Genomic DNA, 10,808 nt, shown 5'->3' with positions numbered 1-10,808 from the left:
TTCCACCTCGCGATGGACACCCTTGCATTCAGCTAACACTTCCCACTGTAAAGGCGTGTTCGGGACTTACACCCTAGAGTTATCGCCCATGCTGGGCACACAACAAAAAAAAGCCTGAATTTTAAATTCAGGCTTTCGTTTTTTTATGCAATTATCACAATAAGCTCCATCGGAGCATAATATTTACAGCAAATATGTACACAAGATTAAAGCTCCAACGGAGCGATATTGCGCTTACATTTGATTGTCAAATATATCACCCCGATGGGGTTTTTCTTAGAACAATCTTTAAATTTCTATAAATATATCATCTCTCCGAGATTATTAATTCAAATAATAATCAAACTGCTTATTATGCCTCAACATTAATATCACTTTTAACTCTCGTTCTAATATCACTCAAAGACTGATCAACTAAAAGTTTTCCGTCTCTGAAAACTTCTTTCAATTCACCTTGTTTTTCTTCTTCCCATGAAACATTATCGGTTAAATGATATACACCATCAACTAAATCAATTTTCATTAATCCTTTGGCAGATTTTTTAGTTCCGTCATCCGTGATTGGATCTTTGAAAATTGCTCTTCCTTCTCCATCCACTTCTCCGTATGTTGCTTTCATCGCAAAACCAAAAGTATCCCTGGTATTGTATTGGTAAGTAAATGATCCAATTCCCAAAACAACATTAGTAGAAGCAAATCCTTTTTCTTTTAATCTTTCGCAAATTTGGATAGATCTTGCTACGGTAATACTATCACCGTAAATAGCGCCAATTTGAGGAATAAGCTCTTTATATCCTTTTGCATTCGTTGTGCCTCCAAAAACATCCCAAAGCAGCTCAATTACACCTTTCTTTTCTTCTTCAGTTTTTCCATTTGGATTTCCGCAGATGATATCAACCGGATCACCACTATCAGGACGAATGACTACTTTACCTTCTCTGGCAATAATGTCTTCTTTTAAACGTGGTAAATAATCGGTTAAAACTTTCCATAAATCCCAGGTATCAGAAACGATAGACACAATTCCTTTAGGATAAACCTCTGTAACTAATCTTTTGAAAGTTTCGCATTCACCTTCGGTAGTTCCCATACACATTACAGAGTGTTCTGTTGCTGCAACTGAACCTGCGATTAATTCCTGATCAGAATTGGCGTTGTAATAATCTTCGAAGAAATCAATTACCGGAATTGTATCAGAACCTGTAAAACTCAACAAATGTCCGGCTGCAGAAGTTATTGCTGCTTCGATTCCACCCATTCCTCTCATAGAGAAATCGTGCGCCTGCCAATCTACAAATTCAGGAACTGATGAAGTTTCATCAGCGTATTTGCCCAGAACTTTTCTATATTCTCTGGCAATTGTAGCTGAATTACATGGCAACCAAACCACGGCAGAAAGCAACGTTTCGAAATAATTGGTCAACCAGAAAAATTTCGGAATCGTATTGTACATTGTAAACATTGGTACTCTCAAAGGTACGCTTGCTCCTTCCGGCAATGCCTTAAAAACCATTGGGATATATCCTAAATCGTGTAAATCTTCGATATGTTTTGTCCCAACCTGGTTTTCACCTAAATAATTATTGATTCTGCGGGCGTATTTTTTAACTACTTCTTCTTTTGGCTGTTTGAAAAAATCAGCATCAAAATCATGAATAATATATTTTTTAATAAAATATTGCAATCCAAAAAACACCACCTCATCAATTCCTTCGATTCTTGATTTTCTAGGTGTCCAGTTAGAATATACTAATGTTGTTTTATCGGGGTATTGTCTTCTGTGGTCAACTTTGTAACCGTCTGTTAATAATAGTGGGTTCATGGTATTTTTATTTAATATTTTTTGATAATCGTTCTGCTAAATCTTTTATATCATTGGCTCTTGCCAAACCTTCAATCCATTTTTGTGGAATATTTTCAATTCCGTAATAAATTCCTGCCAAACCTCCTGCAATTGCCGCTGTTGTATCTGTATCTCCGCCTAAATTAACCGCTTTTAAAACAGTTTCTTCATAAGAATCTGAGTGTAGGAAACACCACAAACTCGCTTCTAAACTATGCAATACGTAACCAGAGGACTCAATTTTATTTTCAGGATATTCGGAAATATTATTTTGTAAAATTCTATCAAATAACTGAATTTCCTTTGGATTATATTCCTTGTCTTTTAGAAATTTCGAAAGAATATTTTGCATTTCCTTATACGAATCAGCTTTGTTTTTCCCTTTTAAAATTTCGAGGCATACAACAACATAAATAAAACAAGCAAATACTGAACGAAAATGCGCATGAGTGATGGAGGATATTGCTTTTACGCTTTTATAAACAACTTCAATATCCTTTTCTTTTTGAAGATAAAATACTAATGGCAAAATTCTCATCAAAGAACCATTTCCGTTATCTTCCTCAAAAAAATTACCTGAATCCTTCGCCAAATCACCTCTGACAATTCGTGCTAAAGAATGCTTTGTCGTTCCGCCAATATCAAATACTTTATTATGCGCTCCCCAATATCCTTCCTGCATCCATTTTACAAAAGTTATTCCCATATCTTCAATGTCAAAACCTTTGCATAAACTCTCGGCAGTACAAAAAGCCAAAGAACTATCATCGCTAAATGTTCCAGGCGGCTGATGCCAGCACATAAAACCCATCATATCAATAACTGGATTTATTTTTAAATATTCTCTTGATTTAAATTCAACAGGAACACCTAAAGCATCACCAATTGCAACACCAAACAAACCAGATTCAATTTTATTTTCCATTATATCTTATTTCAATTCATCCCTAACTTCCATCAAAGCAAACCCCAAAAGATTTAAACCTCTCCATTTCGCAGGATTGAAAACATCTTTGTGATCACCAGCCATCCCGATTCCCCAAATGGCATCGACCGGACTTGCTTCTACTATAACCCTGTCTTTTGTATTGAGCAAAAAAGTTTTTAACTCCGGGTTTTGATTGAATTTATGATAATTTCCTTCCTTGACAATGTCAAATCTTGCGGCTAACCAAAGGTTTTCATTGTAATGTTTTACTTCCCTTCCAAACTTTTTGGCTTCGGCAGGAGATTTTGCCTGAAGGATTTTATCCAAAATTGTATCATCTTTAAACAATTCGGCTTTCTTGGCCATCATCCAGTGTTCTGCAGTTTGATAAGTCACATTATCGACTTCAAAAGAACTTAACCACCATTGACTAAAGCAAGTTTTAGAAATGCTTCCGTCATTATTGGGCTGGTGTCCCCAGAAAAATAAAAACTTACTTTCCGAGGTTATATTTTCTATAGTATATTTCATTTTTTCTCTTTATTGAAACAAAAAAGTTAGCTGTTTAAAATCTTTAGAATCGGGTGAAAATGATCCGTAGATTTCAGTAAATTCTGTAGTTAACTTTTCAAATTCATAATCCTTTTCAATCTGATCCATACAGGTTATCACCAGATTTCTTTTTGCGTTTGGACTATAAGCTGCATCTAACTTTAAACTATAATTTAAAAGATCATAATCTAAATCGCCAGTTCGCAATTCGCCTTGAAACTCATTATGAATACAGGTTTCTTCTTCGTTATTTTTTAATTTTAATTCTCTTTCATTACTCATCCATCCACTTCCGTGTCGGGTTGCATAACTTCTAGTCGCATAATAGATTTCTATATCTTCTATTTGCAGCTTTTTGCATATTTCATACGCATTTTTTGAAGTTGTATTGGCGTATGTTACATTCGGGAAAACACCGTGATCCATGTCGAGTAAAATACCCTGGCTTCCTTCGAAAATAAGATTTTGGTAGTTTTTTAAAAAGCTGTAATCGCTGATATTCCATTTTATTTCATCAATCACTTCAAGGAAATGACTGACTTCTTCGTCTATTTCACTTTCATTTAGAAAACCGTAGTAATAGGCTATCTTTTCCAGTTTTGCTAAAAGCATCTGTCGAGGCGCGATCAGATCTATGGCGAATAATTTGTATTGACCTTCATTACGCTTCATTGTCGCTCCAACTCCTTTTCCACAAGTTCCGTGATCGAGGTTTCTAACGTTAGTTCGGTTTTGCCAAACATCAAAAGGTGTTGTAATTTTGGCTAAAGGATGAATATGAAGTTCCGTATTTCCTTCTAATTCTTCGAGTTCTTTTCTTTCATTAAATAAAAAAACCGGATGAATCGTGCAATGTTCGCTATAATAAGAAGGTAAACCGCGAAGCGCACCACTGGCAAAACTCGAATGAACGTGCTTTTTATCGCCAATCATTACTGTATGCGCTGCTTGCTGACCTCCTGAAAACCGAATAACTATAGATTCAGGATTTTGCTTCGCCAGAAAATCTGTCGTGATTCCTTTTCCTTCATCACCAAATCCTAAACCTATAACTATTTGTGCTGTTTTCATTTTATAAAATATTATTTAAACACATAGAAATATTTAAAGCATTTCTATATTATCTAATCCGTCAAGCGGAATTGTTCCTAAGCCTAATCCTGAACTTTTATGTTTATCACAAATGATTTTCTTAATTACATTCGGGATTTCTTTATGATCTTCGATAGACAAACAGTTTTGTCCTAATAACTCTTTCCAGGCTACATTTGCTCTTATCGCCTGATCAGAATGCAATACACTAATATGATACACTTCATAACGTTTCTGCGCTTCTTTTAATAATTCAAGATGCGTATACGTTTGCTGTCCCTGGCCCATAATTTCTTTTATGGCAGATGCCGGAAGTGTTTCTAAATTAGGTTCATCACCTACGGTAAACAACAATCCTTTTTGACCTCTTTTTTCGAAAGCATCGGTTTTGGTATGAAAAGCGGCAAAATACCAGGCTAATAAATAACTTTCGCCTGCGTTTCCTCCTCCACCGCCTTCGATATAGGTTCTCGTCAGCCACATATCCAGTTCCTGATCGCCAGACTCAAATTGTCCAACCTGCAAAGGATATCTGTCGCATTCGTGATCGCCAATTCCTAAAAACAATAATGCCGGATCCGGAACACCGCCCTGAATGATTCCTCCCATTAATTTAGGAAGTCCATCTTTGATCAATTCATGCGGAATGTGTCCCATACTTCCCGTAACATCCAATCCCAAAATAATAGGAACTGTATTAGGATGCACTTCAGAATCTCTGGCTTCTCTAAAAGTAATTCCGTTTGGATTCATAGATTCATGCGCCATTCGTAAAGAATTTTGCGTAAAAATCTCACTTGCAGATTTTGATCCGTAACCTGCTGCTGCCGCTCTGCTTGAACGAGCACCTAAATCATATCTTGTACCTCCCATAACTAAAATGTTTTACCAAATAAATACTCGAATCTCTTTTTTGTCACTTCAAACTGAATGTTTAAATTTCTGATTGTTAATGATAATTCCATATCTTTTTGAACAAATGCTTCGGGTTGAAAATCAGCAAAAGTCAAACTGTTTTTATCCAGCGGACTAATATCTATAAGTCCTTCTTGCTCTCTTTCTAATCTTTTTATTTTCAATTCAACATCTTCAACTCGGCGTCTGTATATTAATTCAGAATCTTCACCAATTGTTTTGGCTCTGTCTTCTCTAATCTGATCATTGTTTCTTTTTAAAGATTCAATAAATCTTGGTTTTAAATCATCGCTCATAATTTCTAGTTGCTTGGTTATAGTTTTTTTTGTTTCAGGTTTCACGTTCTCACGAGACTTGAAACTTGAAACCTTTTTAAACAGTAATTTTAATAACTTCGACTTCTTCTCCTTCGAAATCTTTTACTGAATTGGTGGTAAATATTTTATCGAAGCAGTTTAAAACTTCAAATCCTTTATTGAAGATTCCGTGGCTTACGGCTAAATATAATTTTCCGGCATTTTTCTTTTTTAATTCTTCGGCTAAGCCAACGAAAGTTCCGCCGCCATCGCAAATATCATCAACAATCAAACAATCGATTCCGTTTAGATCGTCTTCGTAAACTTTGAATCCAGATAATCTTCCGGTTTTTACATCACGGCTTTTACTGCATTCTACTACATCAATTCCGCCTAAAAACTCAGAAACTTTGTAGATTTTTTTAAGGGCTCCACCATCTGGAGAAATCAATTTTACGTTTTTGCCAATTTCTTTCAAAACCGTTGCGATAAAAATATGATTCGGAATCACTTCGCAATTGTTTACCAATGCAGGAGTAACTTCAGAATGCGCATCAAAAACAAAAACTTTATTCAATTGAAGTCCGTTTATGATATCAGCATACACTTTTACAGAAAGAGATTCTCCTTTGATCATCACACGATCTTGTCTTGCTGCCGGAAAATACGGAATAAACAAATCGATTATTTTAACATCCATTCTACGCAAAGCATCTACTGTGATACACAATAAACCTAAATCGTTGAATGAATTTAATCGGTGTGTAATCGTTACTTTTTGAGTGGTATCAAAATTAGGATCAATTTTGATATGTGGTTCTCCGCCAGAAAATGTAAAACTTTGAAATTTAATTTCTTCCTGATTAAGGATCGGAGTGAATTTTGGGCCTAGGTTAAGTATCATAGCTTTTTAGTTTGCGTTAATTATACGCAAATGTAGATTATTATTTTAAATAAACAATTTATTTTGTGTAAAAATTACGCAAACTTTATTTCGAAGTGAAAACCTTTGTTAATTAAATCACTATATTTCAATTGATTAAACCTAAAAAGCTTTGCCGGTCTTCCGTTTTTTATGGGCGAAAAATGATCTGTCTGATCTAAAAAACCATAACTAAGGATTTTTTTTCTGAAGTTACGTCGGTCAATTTCTTTCTCTAAAATAGTACAATAGAGATTTTCTAAATCTGAGAACAAAAATTCCTCAGGCAATAAATCGAAACCAATTGGTTCGTAAGTTAGTTTTGCCTTTAGTCTCGCGATTGCTTTTTCGATAATTAAATTATGGTCAAAAGCCAAAGAAGGAATTTCATCTATTTTGCACCATTGTACCCTTTCAGCATCTGTATCTGCTTTGATTTCTAAATTCGAAGCTTCGACTAAAGCATAATAAGCAACTGAAATAACACGGTTTCTGGAATCTCTGTGAATATCATCTCCAAAAGTGTACAATTGCTCCATAAAAGTCAACTGAACATTGGTTTCTTCATGAAGTTCTCTAATTACGGCATTACTTAATGATTCGTCTTCTTTTACCAAACCACCGGGCAAAGCCCAATATTTATCAGCAGAACCAAACTTTTGCTCAATTAAAAGCACGTACAAATTGTTGTTTTTATAGCCAAAAACAATGGCATCAACAGCAACTCTAATATTTTGTAAATTTTCCATAACTTAAAAAAGGGTTTGCCACGAATCGCACTAATTTTCACGAATTAATATTCAATTGATCAGCAAAAAATTTGTCAAAATTTGTGGCTAAAAAAATTATAATCTATTCCCTAAAAACAATTTTAACTCTTTTGTAATAGTATCAAAAAAAGAACTTAAGTTATTGTTTTTAGCGGTTAATAAATATACGTATTCCTCTGGAACGTGAAAACTATTCCAAAGCAATTGCAGCTTATTTTCTTTAATATGCTTTCTCGCATTACAATTCCAGGTTATGGCTACTCCTGAATTTTTTGACAGTATTTCGAGCATTTCAGATTCTGACGGAATAATATAATTAGGTACCATCGAGGGTCTTTTTTTATTGAAAGCGTGGAGCCAAAATATTTTTATATGCGAGATTCTGGCATCATGACAATACCATTTTTGTTCGTTCAGCCATTGTTCTGTTTCTGTAAAATTATCTGCTTTTAATTTCTGACGAAATTCTGTTGCTTCTAAATTCATAGATGCGACCATTACCAATTTAATTTTTCCAACGATCTCCTGAATCGTGTCAAATGTGTCAAATCTTTTGGTCATGATGGCGAAATCGAGTTTTTTAGCATCCACTAATGCAAAAAGGGCATCATTATCTGCGAAGGTAAAATCGATAAAATCAAAGCTGGTAATTAAAACGCTTCCCAAACTATCAAACAGATCTTTTGAAACGCCAACAGATATTAACCGATTAGAATCCTGCGCTTTAGCCCGAAAACCATTTTCGACATTTTCTAACCGATCGAGGGCATCGATAATTAAATTATTGAGTAACTTAGCATATTCGGTTGCTTCGACCCCTTTCGATTTTCTATTAAATAACTTATAACCAACATGAGCTTCAAGCATGGAGATTTGCTGACTTACCGCTGGCTGACTCATAAACAATTCCTTTGCAGCAACTGAAAAATTACCGTTTTTATAAACAGATTTAAAAGTTCTGTACCATTCAAGATTGACCATGATATAAATATTTTTATAACAAACATAGTTTATTTTATTTTTACAAATATCACTTAAGCTGTAAATTTGATAAAAATTTAAAACTATGAAAAGAATAGCATTACTCGCAATTATAGCATTCGGAGCTTCTAACATTTCAGTTATGGCCCAAAAATCAAATAAAAAAGGTATGAAAAAAGTATTATTTGTTGTAACCAGTAACGATAAACTGGGCAATACAGGGGAGAAAACAGGATTTTGGTCAGAAGAATTAGCTGCACCTTATTATGAATTATTAGATCAGGGAGTCGAAATTACAATAGCAACTCCGCTTGGAGGTCAGCCTCCAATTGACCCGAAAAGTGCTGACCCGGCATCTGCAACAGAAGATACGAAACGTTTTGATACTGATAAGGTATTACAGGAAAAATTAAAACACACGCACAAGCTTTCGACGATTAACCAAAAAGATTACGATGCTGTTTTCTATCCTGGAGGTCATGGACCACTTTGGGATTTAGTAGAGGATAAAAACTCAATCGCCTTAATCGAGTCTTTCTATAATCATAAAAAACCTGTAGCTTTTGTTTGTCACGCTCCGGCAGTTTTGAAAAACGTAAAAGTAAATGGCGAATTTTTAGTAAAAGGTAAAAACGTAACCGGTTTTACAAATGAAGAGGAAGAAGCAGTTGGCTTAACCAAAGTTGTTCCGTTTTTATTAGAAGATGCTTTGACTCAAAATGGAGCTAAATTTTCTAAAGGACCAAACTGGGCGCCTTATGCTGTAGAAGATGGTCTTTTGATTACAGGACAAAACCCGGCATCGTCTAAATTAGTAGCCGGTAAATTATTGAAAAAATTGAAGTAAAAAGGTTCTAAGATTTTGAAAAATAGCGCTTATAAATTAATTAAAAGATAATAACAAACAGATGCTCAGATTCTTAGATATTGAGTAAGCAAAAAACTTAGTCCCATAGAAACTTAGCATCTTAGAAACTTAAAAAAGGTGCTAAGGCATTAAGGTTCTAAGATGCTAAGTTTTGAATCACTTAAAAAAAACTTAGAGACGTAAGATCTCATTGAATATTAATAAAAAAGATGTTGGGTTACTAAGATCAGAAAACTTAGCTAATCAGCACAGAAACTCTAAAAAAAAATGCTAAACTTTGAATTATACAATCCTACGAATTTAATCTTCGGAAAAGGACAAATAGAAAAACTTTCGACTTTAGTACCAAAAGATGCTAAAATCTTATTGGCTTATGGTGGCGGAAGTATCTTTAAAAACGGAATTCACGAACAGGTAATCAACAATCTAAAAGGTTTTGATATTGTAGAATTTGGCGGAATCGAACCCAACCCTCATTTTGAAACTTTAATGAAAGCTGTTGAAGTGATTAAAGCAGAAAAAATCGATTTTATCCTTGCTGTTGGTGGCGGATCTGTTATTGATGGCGTGAAATTTATTTCGGCTGCTGTGAACTTTGACGGAAATCCGATTGATATTTTGCAAAAACGTTTGCTGATTAAGGATAATGCAATGCCTTTTGGAACTGTTTTGACTTTGCCGGCAACGGGAAGCGAGATGAATTCAGGAGCCGTGGTTACGATCCAGTCAACTCAGGAAAAACTGGCTTTTGGCGGAAGCGCAATGTTCCCAAAATTCTCTATTTGCGATCCTACGGTTATTGCCTCTTTACCAAAAAGACAATTGCAAAATGGTGTTGTCGATGCTTATACACACGTAATGGAACAATACTTAACTTATCCGCACGAAGGTTATTTGCAGGACCGAATCGCTGAAGGAATTCTACAAACTTTGATTGAAGTTGGACCTAAAGTGGTAGAAAACCCAACTGATTATGCTTTGGCTTCTAACTTTATGTGGAGCTGTACGATGGCATTAAACGGATTGATCCAGAAAGGTGTTCCGTCTGACTGGGCAACTCACATGATTGGTCATGAATTAACGGCGCTATACGGTATCGATCACGCAAGAACTTTAGCTATCGTAGGTCCAAGTTTATACAACGTGATGTTTGATACTAAAAAAGAGAAACTGGCACAATACGGAAGAAGAATTTTCAACCTAACCGGTTCTGATGAAGAAGTAGCCAGAGAAGCAATCAATAAAACGGTTGAGTTTTTCCATACTATGGGCATGGATACCAAACTTTCTCAATATGTAGACGATTACAGCAAAACAGCCGATTTTATCGTAAATCGTTTTGATGAAAGAGGCTGGAAAGGCTTGGGAGAAAAACAATTGATTACTTTAGATAAGGTAAAATCGATTGTTGAGATGAGTTACTAATAAATAGTATTCAGTCGCAGAATTTAGTCTCAGTTCACACTGAAAACTGTGACCGTAAACCGTAAAATAAAAAAAGGCGTTCTTGAATTTTCAGGAGCGCCTTTTTACAATACTAAAACAAAACTAACTAACTCAATTTTTGCTAAACTCATTAAAATTCTAATTTATAATAAGTTACAACGTAAGAGTTTTATTTTTATTGTGTTAGTGACAAAA

Annotated in this window: 11 protein-coding genes; 2 read left to right on the top strand and 9 right to left on the bottom strand. The window is 34.8% G+C overall.

Annotated elements, in window-relative coordinates; genetic code table 11:
* Window positions 1-352: 352 nt before the first annotated feature.
* The 9 genes from NJT12_RS01265 to NJT12_RS01225 all read right to left on the bottom strand — a co-directional run bounded on the left by NJT12_RS01265 (window position 353) and on the right by NJT12_RS01225 (window position 8,299).
* Window positions 353-1,822, bottom strand: a complete 1,470-nt coding sequence (locus NJT12_RS01265; RefSeq protein ID WP_271334111.1) for a nicotinate phosphoribosyltransferase — start codon at window positions 1,820-1,822, stop codon at window positions 353-355.
* Between the two features lie 7 nt (window positions 1,823-1,829).
* Window positions 1,830-2,768, bottom strand: coding sequence for an ADP-ribosylglycohydrolase family protein (locus tag NJT12_RS01260; RefSeq protein WP_271334110.1), 939 nt, complete (start codon window positions 2,766-2,768; stop codon window positions 1,830-1,832).
* 6 nt (window positions 2,769-2,774) lie between these two features.
* Complete coding sequence (locus NJT12_RS01255; RefSeq protein WP_271334109.1) at window positions 2,775-3,302, bottom strand: NADAR family protein; 528 nt, start codon at window positions 3,300-3,302, stop codon at window positions 2,775-2,777.
* A gap of 9 nt (window positions 3,303-3,311) precedes the next feature.
* The gene (locus NJT12_RS01250; RefSeq protein WP_271334108.1) at window positions 3,312-4,394 is read right to left on the bottom strand and encodes an adenylosuccinate synthetase; all 1,083 of its coding nucleotides are present in this window, start codon (window positions 4,392-4,394) and stop codon (window positions 3,312-3,314) included.
* Window positions 4,395-4,427: 33 nt separating this feature from the next.
* On the bottom strand, window positions 4,428-5,288 hold the full coding sequence (locus NJT12_RS01245; protein ID WP_271334107.1) for a hypothetical protein: 861 nt from the start codon (window positions 5,286-5,288) through the stop codon (window positions 4,428-4,430).
* Between the two features lie 2 nt (window positions 5,289-5,290).
* Entirely contained in the window at window positions 5,291-5,626 is a 336-nt protein-coding gene (locus NJT12_RS01240; RefSeq protein WP_271334106.1) for a hypothetical protein, read from the bottom strand.
* Window positions 5,627-5,702: 76 nt separating this feature from the next.
* Entirely contained in the window at window positions 5,703-6,530 is an 828-nt protein-coding gene (gene prs, locus NJT12_RS01235; RefSeq protein WP_271334105.1) for a ribose-phosphate diphosphokinase, read from the bottom strand.
* Window positions 6,531-6,604: 74 nt separating this feature from the next.
* On the bottom strand, window positions 6,605-7,297 hold the full coding sequence (locus NJT12_RS01230) for an NUDIX hydrolase (RefSeq protein ID WP_271334104.1): 693 nt from the start codon (window positions 7,295-7,297) through the stop codon (window positions 6,605-6,607).
* A gap of 96 nt (window positions 7,298-7,393) precedes the next feature.
* On the bottom strand, window positions 7,394-8,299 hold the full coding sequence (locus NJT12_RS01225; RefSeq protein WP_271334103.1) for a LysR family transcriptional regulator: 906 nt from the start codon (window positions 8,297-8,299) through the stop codon (window positions 7,394-7,396).
* 85 nt (window positions 8,300-8,384) lie between these two features.
* Here NJT12_RS01225 and NJT12_RS01220 point away from each other — a divergent pair, with 85 nt between their 5' ends.
* A complete protein-coding gene (locus NJT12_RS01220) occupies window positions 8,385-9,146 on the top strand; it encodes a type 1 glutamine amidotransferase domain-containing protein (RefSeq protein WP_271334102.1) in 762 nt (253 codons plus the stop codon).
* Between the two features lie 288 nt (window positions 9,147-9,434).
* On the top strand, window positions 9,435-10,592 hold the full coding sequence (locus NJT12_RS01215) for an iron-containing alcohol dehydrogenase (RefSeq protein ID WP_271334101.1): 1,158 nt from the start codon (window positions 9,435-9,437) through the stop codon (window positions 10,590-10,592).
* Window positions 10,593-10,808: the final 216 nt, after the last annotated feature.

The sequence above is a fragment of the Flavobacterium azizsancarii genome, assembly GCF_027980145.1.
Taxonomy (GTDB): domain Bacteria; phylum Bacteroidota; class Bacteroidia; order Flavobacteriales; family Flavobacteriaceae; genus Flavobacterium; species Flavobacterium azizsancarii.
This window is presented reverse-complemented; position numbering and strand designations above follow the sequence as displayed.